The organism is Bacillus mycoides (assembly GCF_001757995.1).
GTDB lineage: Bacteria > Bacillota > Bacilli > Bacillales > Bacillaceae_G > Bacillus_A > Bacillus_A mycoides_B.
Window position 1 is genome coordinate 141,461 of sequence record NZ_LXLV01000019.1, and the last position, 23,302, is coordinate 164,762.

General features: G+C 36.0%; 25 protein-coding genes and 1 pseudogene. 18 read left to right on the plus strand and 8 right to left on the minus strand.

The features are described from left to right. Positions 1–40: 40 nt before the first annotated feature. The gene (katB, locus tag BWGOE10_RS05625; RefSeq protein ID WP_070141255.1) at positions 41–1,510 is read left to right on the plus strand and encodes a catalase KatB; all 1,470 of its coding nucleotides are present in this window, start codon (positions 41–43) and stop codon (positions 1,508–1,510) included. A 116-nt stretch (positions 1,511–1,626) separates the two neighbouring features. Further along, positions 1,627–1,932 (plus strand): hypothetical protein, encoded by a 306-nt coding sequence (locus BWGOE10_RS05630; RefSeq protein ID WP_070141256.1) that lies wholly within the window; start codon positions 1,627–1,629, stop codon positions 1,930–1,932. Between the two features lie 206 nt (positions 1,933–2,138). On the opposite strand, the gene BWGOE10_RS05635 is transcribed toward BWGOE10_RS05630, so the two are convergent. Then, positions 2,139–3,371 (minus strand): ammonium transporter, encoded by a 1,233-nt coding sequence (locus BWGOE10_RS05635; protein WP_070141257.1) that lies wholly within the window; start codon positions 3,369–3,371, stop codon positions 2,139–2,141. A 157-nt stretch (positions 3,372–3,528) separates the two neighbouring features. Between BWGOE10_RS05635 and BWGOE10_RS05640 the strand changes: the two genes are divergently transcribed. Continuing rightward, complete coding sequence (locus BWGOE10_RS05640; protein ID WP_070141258.1) at positions 3,529–4,884, plus strand: alpha-amylase family glycosyl hydrolase; 1,356 nt, start codon at positions 3,529–3,531, stop codon at positions 4,882–4,884. A gap of 49 nt (positions 4,885–4,933) precedes the next feature. Further along, positions 4,934–5,161, plus strand: a complete 228-nt coding sequence (locus tag BWGOE10_RS05645; protein ID WP_070141431.1) for a hypothetical protein — start codon at positions 4,934–4,936, stop codon at positions 5,159–5,161. Positions 5,162–5,230: 69 nt separating this feature from the next. On the opposite strand, the gene BWGOE10_RS05650 is transcribed toward BWGOE10_RS05645, so the two are convergent. Then, positions 5,231–5,722: a YajQ family cyclic di-GMP-binding protein gene (locus tag BWGOE10_RS05650; protein WP_070141259.1), complete on the minus strand. Its 492-nt coding sequence runs from the start codon at positions 5,720–5,722 to the stop codon at positions 5,231–5,233. Between the two features lie 284 nt (positions 5,723–6,006). Between BWGOE10_RS05650 and BWGOE10_RS05655 the strand changes: the two genes are divergently transcribed. The 7 genes and pseudogenes from BWGOE10_RS05655 to BWGOE10_RS05695 all read left to right on the plus strand — a co-directional run bounded on the left by BWGOE10_RS05655 (position 6,007) and on the right by BWGOE10_RS05695 (position 12,819). Further along, positions 6,007–6,861 carry a S1 RNA-binding domain-containing protein gene (locus tag BWGOE10_RS05655; protein WP_002011240.1) on the plus strand — a complete coding sequence of 285 codons (855 nt, stop codon included), beginning with the start codon at positions 6,007–6,009 and terminating at the stop codon, positions 6,859–6,861. Positions 6,862–7,766: 905 nt separating this feature from the next. Then, positions 7,767–9,613: pseudogene (locus tag BWGOE10_RS33265) on the plus strand (RHS repeat domain-containing protein). Between the two features lie 640 nt (positions 9,614–10,253). Further along, positions 10,254–10,496, plus strand: a complete 243-nt coding sequence (locus BWGOE10_RS05675; protein WP_070141263.1) for a hypothetical protein — start codon at positions 10,254–10,256, stop codon at positions 10,494–10,496. Between the two features lie 170 nt (positions 10,497–10,666). Continuing rightward, entirely contained in the window at positions 10,667–11,110 is a 444-nt protein-coding gene (locus BWGOE10_RS05680) for a hypothetical protein (RefSeq protein ID WP_070141264.1), read from the plus strand. A 140-nt stretch (positions 11,111–11,250) separates the two neighbouring features. Beyond that, a complete protein-coding gene (locus BWGOE10_RS05685; RefSeq protein WP_070141265.1) occupies positions 11,251–11,736 on the plus strand; it encodes a hypothetical protein in 486 nt (161 codons plus the stop codon). An 86-nt stretch (positions 11,737–11,822) separates the two neighbouring features. Further along, positions 11,823–12,515: a hypothetical protein gene (locus BWGOE10_RS05690; protein WP_070141266.1), complete on the plus strand. Its 693-nt coding sequence runs from the start codon at positions 11,823–11,825 to the stop codon at positions 12,513–12,515. A 40-nt stretch (positions 12,516–12,555) separates the two neighbouring features. Continuing rightward, the gene (locus BWGOE10_RS05695) at positions 12,556–12,819 is read left to right on the plus strand and encodes a hypothetical protein (protein ID WP_070141267.1); all 264 of its coding nucleotides are present in this window, start codon (positions 12,556–12,558) and stop codon (positions 12,817–12,819) included. Between the two features lie 41 nt (positions 12,820–12,860). Here BWGOE10_RS05695 and prsA read toward each other — a convergent pair whose 3' ends face one another. Next, positions 12,861–13,718 (minus strand): peptidylprolyl isomerase PrsA, encoded by an 858-nt coding sequence (prsA, locus tag BWGOE10_RS05700; RefSeq protein ID WP_070141268.1) that lies wholly within the window; start codon positions 13,716–13,718, stop codon positions 12,861–12,863. 130 nt (positions 13,719–13,848) lie between these two features. Next, positions 13,849–13,980, minus strand: a complete 132-nt coding sequence (locus tag BWGOE10_RS05705) for a DUF3941 domain-containing protein (protein ID WP_001120851.1) — start codon at positions 13,978–13,980, stop codon at positions 13,849–13,851. Positions 13,981–14,080: 100 nt separating this feature from the next. On the opposite strand from BWGOE10_RS05705, the gene BWGOE10_RS05710 reads away from it, so the two are divergent. Then, positions 14,081–14,938, plus strand: coding sequence for a YitT family protein (locus BWGOE10_RS05710; protein WP_070141269.1), 858 nt, complete (start codon positions 14,081–14,083; stop codon positions 14,936–14,938). Positions 14,939–14,964: 26 nt separating this feature from the next. Here BWGOE10_RS05710 and BWGOE10_RS05715 read toward each other — a convergent pair whose 3' ends face one another. From BWGOE10_RS05715 to BWGOE10_RS05725, 3 genes are all read right to left on the minus strand, one after another. Further along, positions 14,965–15,162, minus strand: a complete 198-nt coding sequence (locus BWGOE10_RS05715; RefSeq protein ID WP_070141270.1) for a DUF3813 domain-containing protein — start codon at positions 15,160–15,162, stop codon at positions 14,965–14,967. Further along, on the minus strand, positions 15,163–15,303 hold the full coding sequence (locus BWGOE10_RS05720) for a hypothetical protein (protein ID WP_000516816.1): 141 nt from the start codon (positions 15,301–15,303) through the stop codon (positions 15,163–15,165). It abuts the gene before it with no gap. Positions 15,304–15,407: 104 nt separating this feature from the next. Then, positions 15,408–16,217, minus strand: coding sequence for a Cof-type HAD-IIB family hydrolase (locus BWGOE10_RS05725; RefSeq protein WP_070141271.1), 810 nt, complete (start codon positions 16,215–16,217; stop codon positions 15,408–15,410). 491 nt (positions 16,218–16,708) lie between these two features. Between BWGOE10_RS05725 and BWGOE10_RS05730 the strand changes: the two genes are divergently transcribed. Both BWGOE10_RS05730 and clpB read left to right on the plus strand, forming a co-directional pair. Continuing rightward, on the plus strand, positions 16,709–16,888 hold the full coding sequence (locus BWGOE10_RS05730) for a YjzC family protein (RefSeq protein ID WP_002117000.1): 180 nt from the start codon (positions 16,709–16,711) through the stop codon (positions 16,886–16,888). A gap of 173 nt (positions 16,889–17,061) precedes the next feature. Next, entirely contained in the window at positions 17,062–19,662 is a 2,601-nt protein-coding gene (clpB, locus tag BWGOE10_RS05735) for an ATP-dependent chaperone ClpB (protein ID WP_070141272.1), read from the plus strand. 39 nt (positions 19,663–19,701) lie between these two features. Here clpB and BWGOE10_RS05740 read toward each other — a convergent pair whose 3' ends face one another. Beyond that, the gene (locus BWGOE10_RS05740) at positions 19,702–19,884 is read right to left on the minus strand and encodes a YjzD family protein (protein WP_001211113.1); all 183 of its coding nucleotides are present in this window, start codon (positions 19,882–19,884) and stop codon (positions 19,702–19,704) included. Positions 19,885–20,040: 156 nt separating this feature from the next. Between BWGOE10_RS05740 and BWGOE10_RS05745 the strand changes: the two genes are divergently transcribed. The 4 genes from BWGOE10_RS05745 (at position 20,041) to fabH (ending at position 23,296) form a co-directional block, all read left to right on the plus strand. Next, entirely contained in the window at positions 20,041–20,775 is a 735-nt protein-coding gene (locus tag BWGOE10_RS05745; RefSeq protein ID WP_070141273.1) for an alpha/beta hydrolase, read from the plus strand. A gap of 29 nt (positions 20,776–20,804) precedes the next feature. Beyond that, a complete protein-coding gene (locus BWGOE10_RS05750; protein ID WP_070141274.1) occupies positions 20,805–21,677 on the plus strand; it encodes an NAD-dependent epimerase/dehydratase family protein in 873 nt (290 codons plus the stop codon). Between the two features lie 64 nt (positions 21,678–21,741). Beyond that, a complete protein-coding gene (locus tag BWGOE10_RS05755; protein WP_002011319.1) occupies positions 21,742–21,918 on the plus strand; it encodes a ComZ family protein in 177 nt (58 codons plus the stop codon). A 445-nt stretch (positions 21,919–22,363) separates the two neighbouring features. Next, positions 22,364–23,296, plus strand: coding sequence for a beta-ketoacyl-ACP synthase III (gene fabH / locus BWGOE10_RS05760; RefSeq protein WP_001100550.1), 933 nt, complete (start codon positions 22,364–22,366; stop codon positions 23,294–23,296). Positions 23,297–23,302 lie beyond the last annotated feature (6 nt).

Below are 23,302 nucleotides of genomic sequence, written 5' to 3' on the forward strand. Positions count from 1 at the left end.
TAAATAATAATTACTATGAGAGAAAGAGGAGGATCCCCCCATGACGAATCCAAATAATCGCTTAACAACAAACCAAGGTGCTCCAGTTGGAGATAACCAAAACTCTCGTACAGCTGGTCGCCGTGGACCGGTATTGTTAGAAGACTATCATTTAGTAGAAAAACTTGCTCACTTTGATCGTGAACGTATTCCTGAGCGTGTTGTGCATGCACGTGGTGCAGGTGCTCACGGTGTATTCGTAACGAAAAACAGCATGAAGCAATATACGAAAGCAGCGTTTTTACAAAATGAAGGAACTGAAACACCTGTATTCGTTCGTTTTTCAACGGTTATTCATGGTCAAGGTTCTCCAGAGACAGCTCGTGATCCGCGCGGGTTCGCTGTTAAATTTTATACAGAAGAAGGAAACTATGATATCGTAGGTAACCATTTACCAGTTTTCTTCATTCGTGATGCAATTAAATTCCCTGACATGGTGCATTCTTTAAAACCAGCACCTGATACAAATGTTCAAACACCAGATCGTTACTGGGATTTCATGACGTTAACTCCAGAATCTACACATATGATGACGTGGGTATTTTCTGATTACGGTACACCAGCAAGTTATCGTGAAATGGAAGGTTTCGGCGTCCATTCATTTAAATGGATTAATGCAGAGGGCAAAATCGTTTATATTAAATACCACTGGAAGCCACAGCAGGACGTACGTAACTTAAGTGCGAAAGAAGTGCAAGAAGTACAAGGAAAAGACTTCAACCATGCGACTCGTGACTTATTCGATGCAATTGAAAAAGGGAACCATCCAAAGTGGGATTTACACGTACAAGTCATGCAGTTAGATGAAACGGATTCTTTAGACTTTGATCCACTAGATCCAACGAAAGTATGGCCAGAAGATCGCTTCCCATTAATTGAAGTAGGGACAATGACGTTAAACCGTAACCCGAAAAACTTCTTCGCAGAAGTAGAGCAAGTGGCATTTTCTCCAAGTGCAACTGTAAATGGTATTGAACCATCTGAAGATAAATTATTACAAGGTCGTTTATTCTCTTATCCAGATACACAGCGTTATCGTCTTGGTGCAAATTACTTACAAATTCCTGTAAACTGCCCATATGCAGCTGTTCATAACCAACAACGTGATGGTGCGATGCAAGTGGATCAAAACCCATCTACAATAAACTACGAACCGAGCCGTCATACTGAAAATCCAGTTGAAGATCCAACTTACCGTGATTCAACTATGAAAGTAGAAGGCTATGTATCTCGTGAAAAAATTGAGAAACCAAATGACTTCAAACAAGCAGGTGAGCGTTACCGTTCATTCTCTAAAGCAGAGCAAGACAACTTAATTGCGAATTTAGCAAATGATTTAAAAGACGTAAATGAACGTACGAAATTATTAGCTGTTTGTAACTTCTTCCGTGCAGATCAAGAGTACGGAATGCGTTTAGCTAGGGCGTTAAATGTTGATATTACGCAGTATGTAGGGAATGCTCCGAAATAAATAGTAAAAGACGACCGGGTTTCGGTCGTCTTTTACTATGTAAAATAAGTTTTACATAAGGTGTAAAAGATGTTATACTTTTGTCAAATAAGTTTTACATAAAAGAGGTGTATTGAATGGATGTTGCTATTTTTATTATTGCTTTAAGTGTATTTTTATTTGTGGTGTTTGCTATTATAAAGATGTTTATAACGATTGGGAAACAAGGTGATGAGCGCGCTACTTTTATAAAAAATAAAGCGATGGCTGAGACGTTTCAAATTGCGATGGGGTTAATGGTACTTGAGATGATACCTTTTATTTATCATCGGTTTAATGAAACCGTAGGAACACCGTTTAATCCGGTTCGCTTTTTAGCTGTAATGGCGATTGCGTTTCTTGTTATATTAAGCTTGAACAAAAGTAAGTACGGTGATTCGTAAGTTGCATGAGGGTATTCTTCACTTCTGTCATGTCGGAATTTGTTGATAAATCGATATATCGTGTCGAACCGTTGATATATTGAAAGAAACGATCGATATATTTGAAAAATCGTTGATATATTCACAAAAATACTGGGTGGGGTATGCGACCTGGTACGATAAAAAAGAGATGGTATCTACTATTAATAGATTCCATCTCTTTTTATTTAATTTACTCGCTCAGTATACTCGTAAGCTTTCTCCCCATGCATCGAAATATCAAGCCCCATTTGTTCTTCGTGCTCATCGACGCGAACAGGGAGGAAGAAGTTAATCGCTTTAATAATGGCGTACGTCATTATGATCGTGAATGCATATGTTGCCCCGATTGCTACAAGTTGTTTGAAAAGAAGTGCAGCATTCCCGTAAAATAATCCGTTAGCCCCATCACCGTTTACAGTAGTAGTTGCAAATAGTCCAGTTGCAATACCGCCCCAAGTTCCTCCGATGCCGTGGCATCCAAATGCATCGAGTGTATCGTCGTATCCGAATTTCGTTTTTAAGAAGAAGACAGCGCCGAAACATAATATACCGCCAATTGCTCCGATAAGAAGAGCGGAGAAAGGTGTAACGAATCCGCAAGCTGGCGTAATTGCGACTAAACCAGAAACAACTCCGCAAGCAGCACCCATTGCAGTCGGCTTCGATTGGAAGAACCATTCAGAAAGCATCCAAGTTAGAGCTGAGGCAGCGGCGGCTATATTTGTATTAATAAATGCAGTTAAAGCTACGTCATTTAAAGATAATGCACTACCGACGTTAAAACCGAACCAGCCGAACCAGAGTAAGCCTGCGCCTAACATTGTAAATGGTAAATGATGAGGAGAGGTACCGCTTATGTTTTTTCGTTTTCCTAGGAAAATAGCTAATACAAGACCGGCAACGCCAGATGTGATATGAACGACATTACCGCCAGCGAAGTCTAACGCGCCGAGTTCTCTCAGCCATCCGCCAACGCCCCATACCCAATGAGCCACAGGATTGTAAACGATTGTTGTCCAAAGAAGGATGAAAATAAGAAAGGCAGAAAATCGCATTCTTTCGGCGAATGCACCTGAAATTAAAGCGGGAGTTAAAATGGCGAACATGAGTTGGAACATCATAAATAAATTGTGAGGAATAGTAGATGAGTAGTCTGGATTTGGTGCGTAGGTAACTCCGTTTAGACCGAACCAATCGAGATTGCCGATAAGTCCGTGCCAATCTGGTCCGAATGATAAAGAATAACCGATAACAATCCATTGAATCGAAACGATAGCCATTGCGCTATAACTGTGCATTGTCGTGCTGAGTACGTTTTTACTACGAACCATACCCCCGTAAAAAAGTGCCAATCCTGGTGTCATCAACATGACCATTACTGTCGTTACAAAAATAAAAACTGTATCTCCCGTATTCATTCTCTCTCCTCCTATGATGTTAGAAAAAATAACATCGACTTGTTATGTTTCATATCATATTCGAAATAAAAAGAAAAATCAACTAAAAATTCAGAAAACTTTTTAGGTAATGTCAGAAAACCTAACATGGTGTATTTTGGAGGAATAAAATCAACGTATGCGATTTGCTCTGGAAATTGGTATAATATTCTTACAATTAGAAGTTTGGGGGATGCGTGTGAAAAAAATATGGACTAAGGAACTATTCATTTGTTTTTGTTTAGCTGTTATTTTGTTTGTACCAGTACATGCTTTTGCGGAAGAAAAAAGGGAATGGCGAGATGAAGTTATATATTCCATTATGATTGATCGCTTCAATAACGGAGAACCGAAAAATGACAAACAGTTAGACGTTGGTAATTTAGAAGGGTATCAGGGCGGAGATATAAGAGGGATTATAAAAAGATTGGACTACATAAAAGAAATGGGATTTACTACTATTATGCTTTCGCCGCTTTTTGAAAGTGAAAAGTATGATGGATTAGGCGTTCGAAATTTTCAAAAAGTAAATGAACATTTCGGAACAGAAAATGATGTGAAAGAACTTGTAAATGAGGCTCACAAAAAAGGAATGAAAGTTGTCTTTCAATTTCCGTATGAAGAAAATGAACAACAATTAATAGACTCAATGAAATGGTGGATAAAAGAAGTCGATTTAGACGGAAGTTATGTGATACATAGTGAAAAAAAGCCGCGTGCTTTTTGGGATGAAGTGCAAATAGATTTGCAGAAGGTAAAGAAAGATTTTCGCATTATGACAAAGGAAGATAATGAGTACTATAAAAAAATAGTAGAGTCATTTTCAAAAGCAGATATGTCTGTGAAACCTTTATATGATGTGAGCGGAAAAGAAGAGGAATTCGCTACGTTTTTAGATAATCAAGAAACAAAGCGATTTGCGCGTATTGCAAAAGAAAATATGTATTACCCGCCGTCTCGTTTAAAATTAGCGCTCACTTACTTATATACATCTCCGGGGATACCGAATTTTTATTACGGAACTGAAATCGCATTAGATGGGGGAGCTGCTCCAGATAATAGACGATTAATGGATTTCAAATCTGATGAAAAGTTTATCCAGCACATAACGAAGCTAGGTGAACTTAGACAAACGAGACCATCTTTACGACGTGGTACGTTTGAACTTCTATATGATAAAGATGGAATGAGTATATTAAAACGAAAGTATAAAGATGAAGTAACACTAGTAGCGATTAATAATACGAAAGAAACACAAAAAGTTTCCTTACCTGTAAGTGCAATTGGTGAAAAACAAGAGTTAAGAGGATTGTTAGAAGACGAAATTATAAGAGAAGAAAACGGAAAATTTTATCTTGTTTTAAAGCGCGAAGAGTCGAATGTGTATAAAGTTAGCGAAGAAACAGGTGTGAATTGGTTGTTTATCTCCTTAATAGTCGGTGTGAACGTATTATTTATTGCTTTTTTAATTGCGGTTAAAAAGAGGAGGAAATGAGGGGGCTCTCTTTTGTGCTCAATTGATAGTTTATGATGAGGTGAGATGTTTGAGGAGAAAGAAGTGGTTCGCTCTATGTTTATGTATTCTTATCGTATTCGTAAGTTTGCATTTTGGGGACAACGGTGACGATGGGGAATTTGTTCGGTGGGGCGATAGTGTTCATTCTGTTGATACAAAGATTCTAAAGAAAAACAATATCAAATACAAAATTGAAAATGATAAAGTATATATTCCAGAAAAATCATTTGATAAAGCAATAATGTGTTGCTCTTAAAAATGTGTACAACTTAAAATGTTATAACCCTTAATAAGTAAAAAACTCCTCTAATGAGAGGAGTTTTTTTTAGCGATAGTTAATGAACTGTACGTCGATTGGTAAGTCAACACTGCGAACGGCTGCGATTACTGCTTGTAAGTCATCACGGCTTTTCGCTGTTACGCGTACTTGGTCATCTTGCACTTGTGTTTTCACTTTTAATTTCATTTCTTTAATGATGTTGTTGATTTTTTTCGCGTTATCTTTATCGATACCTTGTTGCAGAGTTGCACGTTGGCGAACAGTGTTACCAGATGCAGCTTCAACTTTTCCGTAGTCCAAGTTTTTAATTGGAACGTTACGTTTTACAAGTTTAGAAATTAGAACGTCTTTTACTTGGTCTAATTTGAACTCGTCATCAGAAGTTAAAACAAGTACTTCTTTTTCTAATTTAATATCACTTTTACTACCTTTAAAGTCATATCGGTTTAGGATTTCCTTTAATGCGATGTTAATTGCGTTTGTTACTTCAGGTAATTCTACTTTCGAAACGATGTCAAAAGAACTCTCTTTTGCCATAGTTAGCACCTCCAAATAAATTTCTATCTTTTCATGCACCTAAATAGGCTATGTAATATACATATTAAAGTATAGCGGAAAATACATCGATTAGATAGAGTGTTGCAACTTAAGTGTTTTGACGGATCATCCGTAGGGTAATATAGTCCTATAGATAAAGTCTTTATTTAATTATAGTGAATTTTGGGCAGTTGGACAAATAAAGGAAAAATCGTGTTATAATTAACTTTTGTTTGGAATGATAAAAAAGATAACTTTATATATATAGAAGGGAATTAAAAAATATGTATTTGCAATTAGGATCGATTGAACAGGTAACTGTTTTACGCGAAACGGAAATCGGATATATGGTTGGAAACGAAGAGGAAGAAATCTTCCTACATAAAAACGAATTAGCTGGAGAAATTGCAGAAGGCGATACGATTGATGTATTCTTATACCTTGATCACCAAAATCGTATTTCAGCAACAATGAAGGAACCAATTATTACAACACATGATTGGAATTGGGTAAAGGTTGTAGAAGTTATTCCTAGTTTAGGTGTGTTTGTTGATATTGGTGTATCAAAAGATATACTAATTCCACTTGATGAGTTTCCAATTTATATGCCAGTATGGCCTCAAGAAGGCGACGAATTATATTGTACGTTAAAATTAACGAATCGTGATCGTTTAATTGCTCTTCCGGCAAGAGACAGTGATATGCAAGAAATTATCGTAGATGCAACGCCATCTATGCGCAATAAAAACGTAAATGGACGTGTGTATCGCTCACTTCAAGTTGGTTCATTCATACTAACTGATGAGCATTTCCGTGCTTTCTTACACCATACAGAAAGAAAAGAACAAGTCCGCATCGGTGAGCGCGTAACAGGCCGTATTATTGACGTGAAAGATGACGGTACAATCAACATTTCACTTCTTCCTCGTAAAGAAGAAGGAATGGAAGATGATGCAGCAGTACTTTATGCATATATGGAAGAACGAGGCGGAGCGATGCCGTTTTGGGATAAGAGCAACCCAGAAGACATTAAAGAACGTTTCAATATGAGTAAGGCTGCATTTAAGCGTGCACTTGGTAAACTGATGAAAGAAGAAAAGATTTACCAAGAAGAAGGCTGGACGTACTTTAAGAAATAAAGTGAATGAAAAAGATCTATTTTTCTCTAGTTTGTTAGGAGGAAAATAGGTCTTTTTTTTATTTCGTTTTTTTGTAAAAAAAGATAAATTAATTGAAAATTCTATATTTTCTCGATATTATTCGAAGTGTTGGGGATTATTTTAAAAAAGGAGAAGTTTCTTCTAGTTTCAATCCTATTACAAATAGTAGTGTAGAGAATGTAACGGAACAAGGATGTATTCCTGGATGGATTCGAGGAGACGGAACAAGTTGTGATCCAAAAGATGTTTCTCATCAGGAAAGTTTTACAGGACATTCGTCTATTGTATTAGAGCGTAGCCAATATGGCGGTTCAAATGTAGGATATGGCAATCATGTAAATTTAAATCAGAAAAAAGCAGAACCAATCACACTAACAGGAATGTCTAAATCTGAAAATGTAGAAAATGACGCGCCAGATAAACTATCACGAGATTATTCAATTTGGGCAGATGTTTACTATCAAGATGGTAGCGGAGAGAATTATCAAGCGAAATTCCCAAGTGGGACAAATGATTGGAACCGTAGTGCGGTTGTCATTCCAGCTAAGAAACCAATTAAGCAGATTCAAGTATATCTGTTATTTAGAAACAATAATAAAGGAAAAGTATGGTTTGATGATGTTCGTTTACTAGAAGGAAATGCGCTCATTAAAAACGAGTATGACAACGATGGAAATGTCATCGCAGCGTATGATGAAGAGGGGCAAAAAAATACCTTCGCATACGATGCATCAGGAAATAAAAAGAGCGAGACAGATGAAAAAGGAAATACAAAATTATATGATTACAACAAAGATAATCTATTAACAAAGGTTACATTAAAAAATGGTACCTCTGTAAATTATCTTTATGATCATAATGGAAATACAACAGAGAAATCTTTCATGTTTGGTGGGAAAACGCAAACACACAAATATGAATATGATGTAGATAATAAAAATACAGTGTATGTCGATGCGTTAAATCGTCGTATTGAACACACATATGATGAAAATGCAAACAAGATTAAAACAAAAATGCCAAATGGCTCGATTTTAGAATCTGTATATGATTCAGCAGACCGCGTCATTGGTGAAAAGCGAAATGGAAAAGATTCATTTACATTCGAACGTGATGAGAATGGACAAGTTACGAAAGTCAAAGACCATGTCAACGGTGTAGAACGTACGAAAACATACGATAAGGCAGACCGTGTCACAAGTGCAACGGATAGCCGAGGCGGAAAAATTGACTGGGCATATCACGACAAAGCAAACAGTAAGACAGAAAAATTAAAAGAACAAACAGTAACGCAAGGTGGATACACAAATAAAGTATCATATGACTACAACACGTTAGATCAAAACATACGTGTGACAGATGGGGTTCTCAAACGTATCGATTTGATTATGATGATCAAGGAAATGTTCGTACGTATACAGCCGGAAATGGTTCAGGTTCTACCTTCAACTATGATCACACGAACAAAATTAAAGATTTAGTAGTAGGTACGTCAAACAGTATTCTTCTTTCTGAACGCTATGAATATGACCAAGCGGGTAACCGTACGAAGATAAAGCATGAAGGTGCGGGCGGAAAAGTAACAGAAACAAACTTTGTATATGACCCGATTAACCAACTATTAAATGAAGTATTACAAAACGGGACAAGTAAATCATACACATATGATGGATTTGGAAACCGTACAAGTGTGAAAGTTGTAGAGAACGGAAAAGAAACAAAATCTATAGCGGCAACGTTTAATGAAGGAAATCAGCTTGTAAAATTCGGAAACGAATCGTTAACGTATGATGCGAATGGCAATCGTACATCTGACGGGAAGTACAAGTATACATGGAATGAAAGGGACCAGATTGTTGCGATTACGAAACAAGGTGAAAGCAATGCATTTGCAACATATAAGTATGACGATGATAATCGCCGTATTGAAAAGAATGTAGGTGGAACCGTAACACGCTACTTCTATGATGGAGATAGTATCAATCCATTGTATGAAACAGATGGAAGTGGAAAAGTCCTTCGTCAATATGTATATTCTACAAGTGGTACACGTCTAGCAATGAAATCGCAAGGACAAACAGTATACTACCACTATAACCCTCGTGGTGATGTAGTTGCGATGACAGATCAAAATAGAGAAGTTGTAGCAACTTATGAATATGATGCATGGGGTAATGTATTAAAGAGTGATACAAAAGGTATCGCCGCAGAGAATCCATTTGGATATGCGGGATACATGTATGATAAAGAAATTGGGATGTATTATCTGATGGCGCGTTATTATAATCCAGAGCATGGTGTGTTCTTATCAGTGGATCCTGATCCGGGTGATAGTGATGATCCTGTGACGCAGAATGGGTATACGTATGCAGATAATAACCCTGTAATGAAAATCGATCCTGATGGACACAAAGCGTGGAAGAAAAAAGGGAAACAGATTTGGTATGCAACGAAGGCTGGCGCGAAAGCTTGGGCTGATAGTTATCTGAGTATTGGAAAAGGGTTGGCTTTGGGCGCAGGGTATTATTATGGGTATGCTACAGGTAAACAGGATTATAAAAATAAAAATAAGCCGGTCTATAACAAAGCATATGTGAATAAAGCTGCTAGAAAAGCAGGTTTAAAAGTAGGTCTCAAAGCATTTGGGGGCTTTGGATTAATAGAAGATGCTTATGTTTTTGGTTCGGCATCATACAAAGGGTATAAAAAAGTATATAAAAACTATCGCTAAAATAATAAAAAATCCAGAAAGTGATCTTGGTGAATATGATGATGAATTTTAATAGTGTAGAGAATTTATTTTCGATACTTTTAAAGTATCCAGTACGTATAATTTTAATATGTATTGGAATAGGCTGGATTTTTAAATGTATCAAACAAGGTCACTTATTTTCAGCCGTACTTATGTTAACGATACTTACACTACTTTTTATTGTTACATTTACAGACATATTAGGGTCTGTTTTAAATGGTATTCCTCTTGCTATACAATATGGTGGTGTAGTATTTTGGATAATACTATCGTGCGTTATATTTGATTATGAATCTTCTCATCAGTGAACTACTCACCACTTACCGTTCTTAAGGATTATTTTTTCTGTGTAGGTTGGTATAGCCAGTGGGATTTTATAAAAGAAAAGTAGCTCTTAGAATTAAGTGTAAAAAATAAAAAATAAAAAATAAAAAATAAAAAATACAGCGAAATCAGCGGCTAAAGAAGTACTATTCGTTGGTACTAAAGCTGTTGGGACAATAGGAATGGTTCCGGTTATGGTGATCTTTGTAGATGGATATTATAAGGGGTATACAAATGGTTATAAGAATTATAAACCTAAAAAAACTCTAAGAAAGGCAAGAGATAGGAGCGGTATATGTCTAGTAGTGAAATTATTTATGGTGTTTTTGCTTTTGGTTGGATTATATACGCTGTAATTATTACTTGGAGGGCAAAAGAATATAAGAGATTGAGTGTAGTGTTAATAGTATTCGTTTATATGATTTTGATAGCTTTTACTTCTTATTTTGATTTTTTTAGTTGGAAGGTTAAATGTTTAGTTGTATTTTCTTTATGTGTGCTTTTTATCATAGCTGGCTTTTTTGAAAAAGAAAAGTAAAGAAAAGCTGATTCAGTGTATCTCAAAAATTAAACAGGTAGTTTAATTTTGAGATACACTTTTTTGATACAAAGTAATCCGTTATATGAAACAGATGGAGAAGGAAATGTGATCGCAAGTTACGAATATGATGCTATTACTCTAAGGTATTGTTCGCAGAAGGATAAACAATGGAAGAAGGTCATATGGTGGAAAGAAGAAAAGAACTTGAGATGGTATTTTTAGGGGGCGAAAAAAAGATAACCATTGCATCATTTGGATCTTTGTATCCAAATGATGATGAGTTGTATTTACGTGATTTACAACTGAATTTCTTAGCTGTATCCTCAAATAATGTCCATTATGAGTATAAAGGGCCAATGTTTTTGATGAGTGAAATAATTGGATTTGGTAAAAAACTAGAAGCATTACTACGAAAAGAAATTAAGGAAGCTGTATTGAGTGCCGATGAAGAGGAAATGGAGCTTAAAGTGAAGCTCAAAAGAAATCGATTTTTCCTATACTTTACTTTTTCTAAAAATGATTTAAAGAGTGAAAAATGGGAGTATGAAGTATCATTTGAAGCGGATGTGAAAAGTATAGAAGAGGTATGTTATAACATCAAAAAGTTATAGGATTAACTATTCTATAGTTTTTAGAAGGTAGGATAGTTTTAGCATTAAAACTAAAAATGGTGAAAAATTAGGGGGAGCCAACCAAATAATCGAAATGAACCTTCATTCTTTAGGAAATATGAAGTAATGAGGCTGATAATATGCATATTTGGACGCTGACGAATTGGGAAGGATATTATAATTTAGAAGAGGAGAGTCACCGTACTGGATTACGATTGAAATTTGATACAGATGTTGATCCTGAAGTAAGAAGAGCCATTAAGGAATTTTGTAAATGGTTGCGCCGAGAATACTTTTTCCCAATTAGAGTACCTATTTATGTGAAAACTTTATATAAAATAAAGGCAATGGATGGAGAGTTAGTCTATGGTACTTTCTTTGGGCCATTTGATCGAAATGAAGAGCCGTATATTCGTATTTCGACAGGGGATTATTATGATACGGTGCAGAAAAATGGAAAAGATAACGCTTTAGGATGCTATCTGGTTACTATTGCGCATGAGCTAACGCATTATTTCCAATGGATTAATGATATAAAACTAACGAGAATTGGATATGAGAGGCAGGCTACTGCTTATTCAGGATATATTATTGATGAGTATAAAGAAACTAGAGAGCATCCGTAAAGTAGAAACTGTATAGCTAACCGGAAGTATGAGGATTCCACATTTGTAATGAGTGTTTAGTAACCCTTTGAAAAGGAGATATGCATATGAAATTTTATAACGCTGGATACCTCATAATTTCCTACGATAGGGAACTTATCTATAAAGAATGCAATATTGAGGGACTATCACAAACGATTTTAACGATATGTAATGGGATTCGGCCTACATTTCCGGATTATTGGTTTTTCCCTTGGTGTAATTCAAATAAAAATGATCCTATTGCTGAGATGATAAATGGAAGGTTGAAGATTAGTAAAGAGGAACATGAAAGTGGACAATCTTTTTTAGATACACTAATGGAAGAAGAAAAGTTCTCGTGGCCGAATACTTTTAAAAATTTAGAAGATGCGAGATTCTTTAAGCGAAATTATTTAAAAGGGATAGAAAATTTAGAGATTATTAGTTTGCATCTTTCAGAAGAGTATCGGACGGATTTTTTAATGAATGAGCGAGAAGAAAATGACTTTAAAGTTTCTATATATGACTTTCTCGAAAGTTCATTACCTGTTGATGTTGAAAACGATGAAATATTAGGATTTGATATATGTGGCTTTAGTAACAATGATTTTTATTCTTTTATTCATAACAATTTACAAGAGGATTTTGGTAAGAAATTAAATGAATTATCACTTGTTGATAAGTATGAAGATGCAAAGCAGATTATCCATTTAATTGATGATGGGGAAATTGAGGCAGAAGAGGTATTGTGGTATCCCTGGTTAATTTTGAAATGTTAAAGAAAGAGGTATGAGCATCGGATTAAAAGGAGGCATGATAGTGCAAGATAATGTACTGGAACAATTAATAAAGAGCCTTTCCGTATTATCCTCCGAAAAAGAACGTGAAATAGCGGCAGTTGATTTAAGTGATATATATGAGAGTAGTCAAAGGTTTGAAAAGTTGCTTGAGAGTATGGTGAACTTTCAGCAAAATAAAGACGGCTTAATAGATATATTAATTGAAGTAGAGATAGAACTAGATCACATCAATTGGCATTATAAAAGTCTGAAGAAAAAGTTGGAAATATTGATGAAAGATTAAAAAGCACGACCTTATTTGAAAAAATAAGATCGTGCTTTATTTTAGTTCCCTTTCCCAAAAAGATGAGAAAATGTATCTTTCAAATCACTATCATTTATTTTAATATCCGCCTTTTTTAATTCATCTTGTAATAATTTTTGACCGAAGGAAGGGTCGGCAATACGTTCTTCTTCTAAGTCTTTGCGAATAGAGCCTTTCACTTCATCGTAAGGTTTTAAATCTTTTTTATCAGTTAGTTTAATAATGTGATAGCCGTTTGGTGATTTTACGGGATTGCTAATTTGGCCGGGCTTTAATTTGTAGGCAGCTTTTTCAAATTCAGGTGTCATTTTGCCTGCCCCGAAGTATCCGAGGTCTCCGCCATTATCTTTTGATGCTAAATCTTGAGATTCTTGTTTTGCTAATTCTTCAAATGAAGTGCCGGTATCTAATTTCTTCTTTATTTCTTTCGCTTCATTTTCGTTACTTACTAAAATGTGACTAACTTTAATTTCTGGTTTATAGTGGTCTTTCACATCTTTTTCTGTAACGCTTTGTTTAATCGCTTCATTCAACGAAAGTTTGAATCTAATTTGGTTTTTGAAATCTTCTTCATCTTTTAAACGATTATTTTCTAGTGCTGCTTTGAATTGTTCTCCATATTGATCTTTTGCTTTTTCTACTTCTTTATCTACTGCATCATCAGATACTTTATATTTTTTAGTAATAACATCTTGTGCTACCATTTCGTATAGCGTGTCTTTGCCGTATCGATCTTTCAATTGTTTTTCGAAATCGCTCTTCGTAATGGTTGAGTTTGTTGTTGTAGCGATTGTGGCCGAGTCATTTTTTTGTCCGCAAGCAGATAGCATTAATATACTTATTAGTGCAGTGATAATGAATATACTTTTTCCTCTCATGCTAACACCTCATCTGAATATGTTATCGCTATTGTAGAATATAGAAGTGAACATGAAGTGAATTTTTAATGTTTTTTCCCTGTAAAATGTAAAAAAAGTACATCAACATTAACGTTGATGTACGATGTAATCAAAGGTGATCGGTTTTCTTAGAATATGCACGTTTTCCTTGCTGAATATTTTTTTGCTCTTGTTCATTTTTTTGAGTGCGCTTTGCATTATTGTCGCGTGCTTTTTTGTCGTTATCGCTAGTATGTGGCATATGTATCAACTCCATTTCTAAACGTTGTATGTTTATCATTTCCTTTTTCGTAAAGACTATGTATAGCGGTGCATTCATGAATACTAAAGGTGGATTAGAAATGGATTTGAAGCTGAATTATACTGAACTTATTAAGAAGTTAGTCGTTGTAATTATTGCGGGTTTATTAAATGCGATTGGGATGAATTTATTTTTAACACCAGCGAAAGTGTATGCGAGTGGTTTTGCTGGATTGTCTCAATTATTATCACAAATATTAGGTGACTTTTTATCTATTCATATATCTACGGGTGTATTGTTTAGTTTATTTAATATCCCCGTCGTTATTTTAGCGTGGAAAAAGGTTGGAAAGGCTTTTACGTTTTTTAGTTTTCTCTGTGTTATATTTATGACTTTGTTTTTAGAAATTATCCCAGTTAGAGCGGTTTCGAATGATATCATATTGAATGCGATTTTTGGTGGTATTATTTCAGCGATTGGGGTAGGAATTGCTTTAAAGTGGGGGGCTTCTACAGGTGGCCTAGATATTATTGCCATGATTTTATCAAAGATAAAAGATAAGCCTGTCGGTACATATTTTTTCTTCTTTAATGCAATTATCATTATCGCCGCTGGCTATGTGTATGGATGGGAAAAAGCATTATATACTTTGGTTACTTTGTATGTGTCAACGAGAATTATTGATGCGATTCATACCCGTCATGTGAAGATTACGGCATTAATTGTTACAAAGAATGGGACAGATGTGCGAAAAGCGATTCACTCTCGCTTAGTGAGAGGAATTACAACTATACCAGCAACAGGTGCTTATACAAATGAAAATAAAGAGATGTTAATGATTGTTATTACTCGTTACGAGTTGTACGAATTAGAGAGGGTTATTAAACAAGTGGACCCAGGTGCATTTACAAATATACTGCAAACGGTCGGGGTGTTTGGATTGTTTAGAAAAGATTAAAGAGGACCAAAGCTGGTCCTCTTTTTTTAATGCAAATTCGTAATGTTTTGTAACTGCTCCTGCATTTCACGTAGCTGAACTTTTTCAGCAGTTGAAGAGTTTGCATAAGCAGAGTGCAAAGCATTTTTTGCTGTATATACGAGATCTTGTTGCTCAACGCCGCTTGAACAAGATACAGCATTTGCAACAGCGTCTCTAGCTTGTTGGAATAGTAAGTTCCCCATTTAAACCCCTCCAAATGAAGAGTTACTTCTCGCTTTTTCTGCCTCAGCTAATGTACCTCTGTACGGGAATCTTGCATCATGCTTCATAACAGCATCGGCTCCTTGCTGGATAAAACGTTTTGATTTGTTCTTTTTACCCATTCGAAAAACCCCCTTATTTAGCTGAAAACAATTGACGCGCTGACTTTTGCGTCTAATAATAGTATGAGCGTTTGGCGAGAAACTATAAGCAGGGAATTTTTAGATTACAATCCAAGAACCTCTTCTAAATATAGAGCGATACCATCTTCTTCATTCGTTAATGTCGTATGATTTGCAAGTGATTTTAATTCCGGAATCGCATTACCCATTGCGATTCCATGACCAGCAAATTCGATCATTTCAAAGTCGTTATCCTCATCACCAAAAGCGATAATTCGCTCTTTAGGAATATTATAATGGCCTGAAATTTTTTGTAATCCGACAGCTTTATTTAATCCGCTTTTTACAATTTCAATAATTGGCCAAGGCGCACCCCATTTTCTGTGGTCAATGACTTCAGCATGCATATCTGTTAAATGTTGGCGAATTGCAGCAGAATGCTCGTCATGTGCATCGATTAATAAGCAAGTTGGATGGTCGTTTAAAATATTTAATAAATCTCCTGTGAAAATCTTTGGAGAACCGAATTCAAAAATATGTTTTTTATCTTCATCAATTTCACGGACATACACATCATCCATGACTTCAGCATAGACATTTTTCACGCCGAACTCAAAGCAAGCTCGGACGATTTCTTGTGCTGTTGAAAGTTCAAGAGGAGAGTGATGTGTTCCCCAACTTGAATCAAGAGGGTGATGCACGTAAGCCCCATTAAAGTTTACGATTGGTGTGTTAAGGCTAAGTTCTTTATAATAATCGTAACTAGCGCGGAATGGACGCCCTGTTGAAATAACGACAATATGTCCTTGTTCTTTTGCTTTTGCAATTGTGTTTTTCGTTCTTGGAGAAATTATTTTGTTGTCTGTTAATAAAGTTCCGTCTAAGTCTAATGCGATTAAATGTTGTTTATTCATAATTTCACCTCTTATAATAATTTTTTTGTTTCTATCTGTATTTCCGTTTTTAATATGCAGAAATAAGAGGTTAGACTGGGTGAAACTACTGTAGATGAAAGTTTCACTATATATCCATCTTACGTCGCGAAGCGCTGTGGTGTCTACTATTTCTCATTGGAAATCAGGGAAAAGTCAATATCTTTTTAGAAAGTTCAAACAATGTTTCTTTCATTATGTACAAATTGTGAAAAGGGTTACATTGTTTGGATGATGCGACTTATAATGAACATGTAATCTTCTCGTATATGTTTGACTCTCCTTTGGAACTGGCCTAAACTTAGGTTGGTTTCTTTTTTTTCAACAAATATACCAATAATTCCTGCTTAAGCTTGTGTAATTATATATATGTACATGGATAAACGGTAGTACTGTTTCCTAAACATGACAGAAAAGCTTTCTTTTAAAATGGATATACTAATGAGGCAAGACGTCATGGAAGGAGAATGGAAATGGGACAAAATCGCAGGTTTCGTTCAGGGCAAAAGGCGCCAAATGATGGCATTTACGTAGAAATTGGTGAAACGGGAAGTATGGTGAAAGATCCACAAATGGTGAAATTAACTGCCGGGGAAAGGTTTCCAGAGAACGCAAATCATAACCGTCAGTGGACATATAAAAGAAAACCGTAACAGAAGCCGCAATCGTTATTGCGGCTTTTTTTGATTAGGAAAATGAATGTTACTTTTTTCTTTTTCCAATAATAAGTTGGAACTACATAAGCAAAATTATTGTATAAAAAAGTCAGTTGGCGTATAATCAAATCAAAGGTCAAAGAAAGTCAAAGATTTGGAGGGCTGTAAAGATGGACTTAAATCAAATGACAACGAAAACACAGGAAGCGATTATGAGTGCTCAATCTTTAGCGGTATCTCATCATCATCAAGAAGTAGATACTGTTCATCTATTGCTTACGTTATTAGAGCAGCAAGACGGATTAACAGTACGTATTTTTCAAAAAATGAATGTCGATATAGAAGCGTTAAAGCAAGGTGTAGAAAGTTTAATTAAGAAAAATCCTTCTGTAACTGGAAGCGGGGCAGAGGCAGGGAAATTATATGTAACAGGTGCTTTGCAACAACTGCTTGTAAGAGCAGGAAAAGAAGCGGAGAAATTGCAAGATGACTACATTTCAGTCGAACATGTACTGCTTGCTTTTTCTGAAGAAAAAGGAAATATAAATCAATTATTCACAAAATTTCATATTACGAAAGATAATTTATTACAGTCTTTAATGACAGTTCGGGGGAATCAAAGAGTGACTAGTCAAAATCCAGAAGCAACTTATGAAGCGTTAGAAAAATATGGCCGTGATTTAGTGGCTGAAGTAAGAGCTGGGAAAATTGATCCTGTAATTGGCCGAGATAGTGAAATTCGCCGTGTGATCCGCATTCTTTCACGCAAAACGAAGAATAACCCTGTTTTAATCGGAGAACCAGGTGTTGGTAAAACAGCAATTGTTGAAGGATTAGCGCAGCGTATTGTAAAAAAAGATGTCCCAGAAGGATTAAAAGATAGAACAATTTTCGCTTTAGATATGAGCGCACTCGTAGCCGGAGCAAAATTCCGCGGTGAGTTTGAAGAGCGTCTGCAAGCTGTATTAAATGAAATTAAAAAGAGCGAAGGCCGCATTTTATTATTCATTGATGAACTTCATACAATTGTCGGCGCTGGTAAAACAGAAGGAGCCATGGATGCAGGAAATATGTTAAAACCGATGCTAGCGCGTGGTGAACTGCATTGTATCGGGGCAACGACATTAGATGAATACCGTAAATATATTGAGAAAGATCCAGCGTTAGAAAGACGTTTCCAACAAGTATTAGCAGAAGAGCCAACTGTTGAGGATACAATTTCCATTTTACGTGGATTAAAAGAGCGTTTTGAAATTTATCACGGTGTAAATATTCATGACCGCGCGATTGTAGCGGCATCTGTTTTATCGGATCGATATATTTCAGATCGTTTCTTGCCCGATAAAGCAATTGATCTTGTTGATGAAGCTTGTGCAACAATTCGAACAGAAATTGATTCTATGCCAACAGAATTAGATGAAGTAACGCGCCGCATTATGCAGCTGGAAATTGAAGAAGCTGCTCTTGGGAAAGAAAAGGACTTAGGTAGCCAAGAGCGCCTAAAAACATTGCAACGTGAATTATCGGATTTAAAAGAAGTTGCAAGTAGTATGAGAGCGAAATGGGAGAAAGAAAAAGAAGACATTCATAAAGTGCGTGACTTACGTGAACATTTAGAGCGCTTGCGCCGTGAGTTAGAAGAAGCAGAAGGAAATTACGATTTAAATAAAGCAGCTGAGCTTCGCCACGGGAAAATTCCAGCTATCGAAAAAGAGTTAAAAGAAGCGGAAGAGATGGGTGCACATAATAAACAAGAGAATCGTTTATTACGCGAGGAAGTAAGTGAAGAAGAAATTGCAGACATTGTTTCAAGATGGACTGGTATTCCTGTCGCAAAACTCGTTGAAGGTGAACGTGAGAAATTATTACGTCTTGAACAAATTTTATCAGAGCGTGTTATCGGTCAAGAGGAAGCGGTAAGCCTTGTATCAGACGCAGTTCTTCGTGCTCGCGCTGGCATTAAAGATCCGAATCGTCCAATTGGTTCATTCATTTTCTTAGGCCCTACAGGTGTTGGTAAAACTGAGCTTGCAAAAACGTTAGCACAAACGTTATTTGACAGTGAAGAGCAAATGATTCGTATCGATATGTCTGAGTATATGGAGAAACACGCAGTGTCACGCTTAATTGGTGCGCCTCCTGGATATGTTGGATATGAAGAAGGCGGACAATTAACAGAAGCAGTAAGACGTAAACCGTATTCTGTTATTTTGTTAGATGAAATCGAAAAAGCACATCCAGAAGTATTCAACATTTTATTACAAATGTTAGACGATGGACGCATTACAGATTCACAAGGACGTACAGTAGACTTTAAAAACACAGTTATTATTATGACTTCAAATATTGGATCGGCTCACTTATTAGAAGGGCTAGAAGAAGATGGTTCTATTAAAGAAGAGTCAAGAGAACTTGTAATGGGACAATTAAGAGGACATTTCCGACCAGAATTCTTAAACCGTGTCGATGAAATTATTTTATTTAAACCTCTTACAAGGAATGAAATTAAAGGTATTGTTGATAAGATTGTACAAGAATTACAAGGGCGTTTAGCCGATCGCCACATATCATTAGAATTGACGGAATCTGCAAAAGAATTTGTTGTAGAAGCTGGATTCGATCCGATGTACGGAGCTCGTCCGTTAAAACGATACGTACAGCGTCAAGTTGAAACGAGATTAGCGAGAGAATTAATTGCAGGAACGATTACTGATAATAGTCACGTAGTTGTTGATGTAGCAAATAATGAGTTAGTCGTTCATGTGCAATAAAAATAAAAAAAGAGTTCGGATAAAATCCGGACTCTTTTTTTAGTGTTGTTCTACTGGCTCGTTTGGAATCGTAGCTGAAATCGCTAGTACTAATACAGCAAGAACAACTGAGAAAATAGACGCTTGGTTAAAATCGTATGTACCGCCAGTCATAGAACCGATTACATAGCTCATCATATGTACAAGCGCGAACGACCAAATTAATGCCCAAATGAAACGCATATTTTACACCTCTATTCGTTCAATCTGTCCTTATTGTAACACAATTGAAAAAAGAATATAGAAAAATATTTGTAGATTTTCCAACGCAAATTTGCATTCTGTTCATACATTATAAAAGAGTACTTTTATACGTTTAGAAAATAAGGCGGGAGAAAAATGAGTATTACGGAACGTTTTTTTTACTTAGAAAAAGAACCATGTGTAATTTATTTACCGGAAAAGCCAAATGGATTTTCTGTTATGCTCCTAGGAGATTATAACTATTTTATTGAGAATGGTACAAGTTTATGGACACAGCATGCAGGGAGAGCTTATTTTTTACAGGGCCTTATTGAAAAAGGCTATACGGTCTTTTCATCTAACTTATACGGAAGGCATTGGGGGAACGATCGAGCTGTTCGTCTTGCAAAACGTTTGTATGATGTCGTTCTAAGAAAAGAGACATTGAATACGAAAATGCACATTATGGCAGATGGTATGGGAGCACTTGTAGCACTTGAGATGATGAACAAGTACCCTGAATGTATACGTTCGGTCGTTATGTTAAATCCGTGTTTAGATTTACCAGAATATGTGGAGTTTGAGAAAGAGCATAAGTTTTTTTACAAAAGATTAGTGAAGGAATTAAGTTTGGCGTATGATTCCAAAGAAGAAGAATTAGAATCAAAAATAAATAAGAAATCATTTGCGCTTCTTCCGGCTTGTGTACCTGTTAAAATTTTCGTATCAACACAAGAAAAAAGAGGAAGAAAACAATTGTTACGTAAATACGAGAAAATGAGGCAATTAAATCAATGCGATACTTCTGTTTTATTCCATCTGCAAGATGTGAAATATAAAATGGTTAGACAAACGACTGATTTCTTTAAAAAATATGAAGAAGAATTGTGAAGCTCCCATATACATAAATGAGGAGCTATTTGTTTCAAGGGGAAAGGGTTGGTGGTATGAAACGCGTGCTGATTATAGGTGCACTTACGTTTGTAGGTTATCACCTTGTAAATAAAATGATTGCAGAAGAAATAGAAGTGTATGGTCTTGATTTTGATGAATTTGATAGTATGACAAAAATTAATGAAGAGAAATTATTGTTGATTGGGCGAAATGCGTTATTTACGTACTATTCTATAAGGGATGAAGACGGATGGCGATCGGTAGAGGAAGAAAGTTTCGATACAGTTTATTTTTGTTTGTATGAGCCGAATCAGCAAAGTGGATTTCGGAATGAAAGGGTCATATTACAATATTTAAAACGAATCGTAAGGATGTGTGAAAAAAATAAAGTAAAGTTAAATCTAATTTCTTCTATTGAAATAGGAAGCACTGAAGAATCCGAAAACAAACGTCTATTTTCGAAAGTGGAAGAAGGGTTGAAAAAAGGAGAATTACAATATAGTGCATATCGAGTTCCTACATTATATGGGCCGTGGCAACCGTCGTTTATGATGTATCATCAGCTCATTTTATCAGAACTTGATGAAAAAGAGTGCCGTTGTATAAATGGAGAAAAAGGAAGCGATTTACTTTACGTTGAAGATGTATGTGAATATTTATGGGAAAATGGAATGAATGTAAAGCGCCTTGGTGTATATAACTTACTTAGTGGAAAAGAAGAGTTATGGGAAAAAGGTATGACCTTGCTACATGCAGATGATAAAGTAAATAAAAAAAATGTGGAAGTAAGAGATGAAGCTGTAGAGGTTATTTCTATTCAAAAAAATACACCAGTAGAATTCGGTTTAAATAAACAATTGGCACATATGAAAAAATATAAAGAGTTATACGAAGGGTAGCGCACGTGTTAAACTATTGTATGGATAATTGATTGAAAAGCTTTAATGGAGAGGAAGAGATTACATGAACGAAAAAAGTATGCAATTTTTACAAATCGCAATGAAACATTTACCAGAAGCTAAGGCAATTTTAGATTCTAATGGAATTGCACTTGATATGGAGAAAGCACAGCCGGTGTTAGAGCTATTGATGAAAGTAATGGGCGAAGCATATGAGCTTGGGAAAGCGGATAAAGAATAAAACCAAACAAAACAAAACCAAACACTTCTTTTTTGATGGGAGAGAGGCTCGAACCGTGGATAGAAGCGGTTGGGGCCTTTTTTGTTTCGAGTGGAGTAAAACCAGAGGGATGAGGTAGTTAAGGGAGAAGGTTGTGAGGAGAATGCTCTAATTTTGAAGGGAAAGCAGATAAAGAATAAAAACCTTCTTTTTTAGAGGGAAGAGAGGCTCGAGCCGTGGATAGAGGCGGTTGGGGCCTTTTTTTGTTTCGAGCGGAGTAAGGGTAAGGTTGTGGAATAATTTGTATTTTGAAAGGGCAGGAATTTTTCTGTTTCTTTTAATGAAAAATAAAGTTGGTAATACGCTGTCTTATTTTTTAGCTGAAATATATTCTAGACAAAAGTACATTTATGTTTTAAAATTAGTACCAAGTCATAATAATTGATATAAAACGGAGGGCTGCAATGTGAACGTGGGCATTTTAGGGATCGGAAGATATGTGCCAGAAAAAGTAGTCACAAATCATGATTTAGAGAAAATCGTAGATACATCTGATGAATGGATTCGTACGAGAACGGGAATTGCAGAAAGACGCATTGCCGATGATACAATAGATACTTCATATATGGCGGTAGAGGCTTCTAAAAAAGCACTTGAAGATGCCGGGATTAGCGGAGAGGATATCGATCTTATTTTAGTGGCAACAGTAACGCCAGATCGCGCATTCCCAGCAGTAGCTTGTGTAATCCAAGAAGCGATTGGTGCAAAACATGCAGCCGCAATGGATTTAAGTGCAGCGTGTGCTGGCTTTATGTATGGAATGATTACAGCGCAGCAATTTATTCAAACGGGAACTTATAAAAATGTATTAGTAGTTGGTAGTGACAAACTATCTAAAATTGTAGACTGGAATGACCGAAATACAGCAGTACTATTTGGGGACGGAGCAGGTGCTATCGTAATGGGAGCTGTTTCGGAAGGAAAAGGTGTACTTTCCTTTGAATTAGGAGCGGACGGAAGTGGCGGTAAGCATCTTTATCAAGACGAGTATGTTATGATGAACGGCAGAGAAGTCTTTAAATTTGCTGTTCGCCAACTTGGTGATTCCTGTCTTCGCGTGTTAGAAAAAGCGGGACTTACGAAAGAGGATGTGGACTTCTTAGTACCACATCAAGCGAATATTCGTATTATGGAATCTGCAAGAGAAAGATTAAATTTACCGAAAGAAAAAATGAGTATGACAATTGAAAAGTTCGGTAATACATCGGCTTCTTCAATTCCAATTGCAATGGTAGAGGAATTGCAAAATGGACGTATTCAAGATGGTGATTTAATTATACTAGTCGGTTTTGGCGGCGGGTTAACATGGGGAGCAGTAGCTCTTCGTTGGGGTAAATAAGGACTG

Bases quoted from the DNA above. Each gene is read 5' to 3' on its own strand.
- prsA (WP_070141268.1), bottom strand. From the start codon at position 13,718: ATGAGAGGAAAAAGTATATTCATTATCACTGCACTAATAAGTATATTA.
- BWGOE10_RS05675 (WP_070141263.1), top strand. From the start codon at position 10,254: ATGTCTAGTAGTGAAATTATTTATGGTGTTTTTGCTTTTGGTTGGATT.
- BWGOE10_RS05685 (WP_070141265.1), top strand. From the start codon at position 11,251: ATGCATATTTGGACGCTGACGAATTGGGAAGGATATTATAATTTAGAA.
- BWGOE10_RS05730 (WP_002117000.1), top strand. From the start codon at position 16,709: ATGGGACAAAATCGCAGGTTTCGTTCAGGGCAAAAGGCGCCAAATGAT.
- BWGOE10_RS05715 (WP_070141270.1), bottom strand. From the start codon at position 15,162: ATGGGGAACTTACTATTCCAACAAGCTAGAGACGCTGTTGCAAATGCT.
- katB (WP_070141255.1), top strand. From the start codon at position 41: ATGACGAATCCAAATAATCGCTTAACAACAAACCAAGGTGCTCCAGTT.
- BWGOE10_RS05630 (WP_070141256.1), top strand. From the start codon at position 1,627: ATGGATGTTGCTATTTTTATTATTGCTTTAAGTGTATTTTTATTTGTG.
- clpB (WP_070141272.1), top strand. From the start codon at position 17,062: ATGGACTTAAATCAAATGACAACGAAAACACAGGAAGCGATTATGAGT.
- BWGOE10_RS05640 (WP_070141258.1), top strand. From the start codon at position 3,529: ATGCGATTTGCTCTGGAAATTGGTATAATATTCTTACAATTAGAAGTT.
- BWGOE10_RS05635 (WP_070141257.1), bottom strand. From the start codon at position 3,371: ATGAATACGGGAGATACAGTTTTTATTTTTGTAACGACAGTAATGGTC.
- BWGOE10_RS05650 (WP_070141259.1), bottom strand. From the start codon at position 5,722: ATGGCAAAAGAGAGTTCTTTTGACATCGTTTCGAAAGTAGAATTACCT.
- BWGOE10_RS05705 (WP_001120851.1), bottom strand. From the start codon at position 13,980: ATGCCACATACTAGCGATAACGACAAAAAAGCACGCGACAATAATGCA.
- BWGOE10_RS05740 (WP_001211113.1), bottom strand. From the start codon at position 19,884: ATGCGTTTCATTTGGGCATTAATTTGGTCGTTCGCGCTTGTACATATG.
- BWGOE10_RS05720 (WP_000516816.1), bottom strand. From the start codon at position 15,303: ATGGGTAAAAAGAACAAATCAAAACGTTTTATCCAGCAAGGAGCCGAT.
- BWGOE10_RS05655 (WP_002011240.1), top strand. From the start codon at position 6,007: ATGTATTTGCAATTAGGATCGATTGAACAGGTAACTGTTTTACGCGAA.
- BWGOE10_RS05690 (WP_070141266.1), top strand. From the start codon at position 11,823: ATGAAATTTTATAACGCTGGATACCTCATAATTTCCTACGATAGGGAA.
- BWGOE10_RS05725 (WP_070141271.1), bottom strand. From the start codon at position 16,217: ATGAATAAACAACATTTAATCGCATTAGACTTAGACGGAACTTTATTA.
- BWGOE10_RS05680 (WP_070141264.1), top strand. From the start codon at position 10,667: ATGGAAGAAGGTCATATGGTGGAAAGAAGAAAAGAACTTGAGATGGTA.
- BWGOE10_RS05755 (WP_002011319.1), top strand. From the start codon at position 21,742: ATGAACGAAAAAAGTATGCAATTTTTACAAATCGCAATGAAACATTTA.
- BWGOE10_RS05710 (WP_070141269.1), top strand. From the start codon at position 14,081: ATGGATTTGAAGCTGAATTATACTGAACTTATTAAGAAGTTAGTCGTT.
- BWGOE10_RS05745 (WP_070141273.1), top strand. From the start codon at position 20,041: ATGAGTATTACGGAACGTTTTTTTTACTTAGAAAAAGAACCATGTGTA.